Raw genomic sequence first — 1,696 nt, forward strand, 5'->3', positions numbered from 1 at the left:
ATCTGAATCCGTGGCGAATCTCGCCCGCCCGGCCAGAAATCCGCCCTGGCAGGGGCGCGATCCCGCGAAGGATGCTGTGACCGGTGGCCAACCAGCGTTCAGGTTACCTGAAGGCGTTCATCCATGAAATGTCAGCCTTTCCAAGCAGCAGTTGGGGGTGATTCCCGGGGCCAGAGCCACGGGTATCCGCGCCGCCTGTGCGCCAGGCCGTGCGCGAGGGTCCAGGATGTGAGCCGGCGTTTCCCGCTATCCGGAGGCGCAAGCCTGGAGTTGTGTGAGCACTCGCTTGAAGGCAGCAAAGCCGGGGCAGTGTGCGCCAAAGCGCAACCAGACCTGACGGGCGTGGTGAACCAGTTGCGCCGGCAGGCTGATCAACTCCTGAAACACTGTGCGGATGCGACGGCGCTTGGCGGGATGGCGCACGGGCGAGTCATCACCAATCAGCCCCTGCAGGCCAATCCAGCGCAGGACGTTGTACACGAAAGTGCCCGCTGCCATGACCAGGGTGTTGGTGTCGAACTTGCCGGAGGGCAGGCGCTCCAGATCCATGTCGGTCTTGAACTCGGAGTGGAACTGCTCACAGGTGGCATGGCCGCGATACAGGGCGATGATGTCGTCATCGGACAGTTCCAAGGAGGTCCACCAGCCCTCGACCTCCAAGTCGGGGAACACCAGCGTCTGGCCCTTGCGGTCGATTGTGCGCTCCACCACGCGCATGACGCGTCGGAAGGTGTACTCCTGCCCTTGCCAGCTCCGGGTTTCGTTGACGCTGAAGGTGGCGATCCGCTTACCCTCGCGGGGCGTTTCCCACTTGACCTTGCTCGCCTCCAGGCCATCCGCATGCGCCATCCAGTCCGCCGCCGACGCCTGTCGGGGGTTCCACTTGATGATGAAGTCGATGCCTTCGGCCTGCGCGCGCACGCGGTTTTCCAGGGCATCATGGGCACTGTCCAGACGCATCAGAATGGGGCGTTCAGTGAGGCTGCGTGCCGCTGGCAGCACGCGATCCAGCACGAACCCAAAGCCGTTCTGGCTGTTCTCGGATCCCGGCTTGAACTCGGTGGCCAGACACCAGCCCTCTTCACCCAGATAGGCCGGCATCACGCCGTAACCGTCAAAGCCCCGGTAGGTGTAGCCCACGCCTTCCTTGCGGGTACCCGAGTTATCCTGGGCAAACAGGTCCAGGTCCAGCGCCACGTGGCCGCAGGACAACGGTGTCACCGGCACCTTCGCCTGCTGAAGGAAAGTCAGGTTGGCCCGATCCAAGGCGCGGGCATAATCCATGGCCGAGGCATCCATGCGCTGACGCAATCGCGCTGCCGACAGCCCGCACTTCAAGCCCATGCAGGACAGAAAGAACGGATCCTTGCGCACCCCCTCGGCGGCTTCAAAGTCGCTCTTGCCCAGGGTAAGCAGCCCCAGGTAGGTGCTGAGCACCTGACCATGGTCGGCGCCCCGGTAAGATCCCATCGACTTCACCGCCTGATCCAGGCGGGATGCAGCAATCGCCTCGCCAATCAGTGCCAGCCCCGCATGGGCGGTGAGAATCCGGCGCGGCGACTGCTCAAGGCGAGGTTTTTTGAGGGGCATCTGGGTTCACCCAACTGGTGCAACGGGAAGCCCCGATTTTCTCATTTATCTTGTTGTTTTTGAAGGCTAATCATGAAATTTGGCAAGATTTCGTCACGGATTCAGG

The 1,696-nt window shown here is 62.5% G+C and carries 1 protein-coding gene; it reads right to left on the minus strand.

The annotated features are described in order from the left end of the window. Positions 1-246: 246 nt before the first annotated feature. Positions 247-1,590, minus strand: a complete 1,344-nt coding sequence (locus BMY52_RS15000) for an IS1380 family transposase (RefSeq protein ID WP_090255799.1) — start codon at positions 1,588-1,590, stop codon at positions 247-249. Positions 1,591-1,696 lie beyond the last annotated feature (106 nt).

Origin of the sequence: Ectothiorhodospira marina, from assembly GCF_900109495.1 — a bacterium.
Classification (GTDB): domain Bacteria; phylum Pseudomonadota; class Gammaproteobacteria; order Ectothiorhodospirales; family Ectothiorhodospiraceae; genus Ectothiorhodospira; species Ectothiorhodospira marina.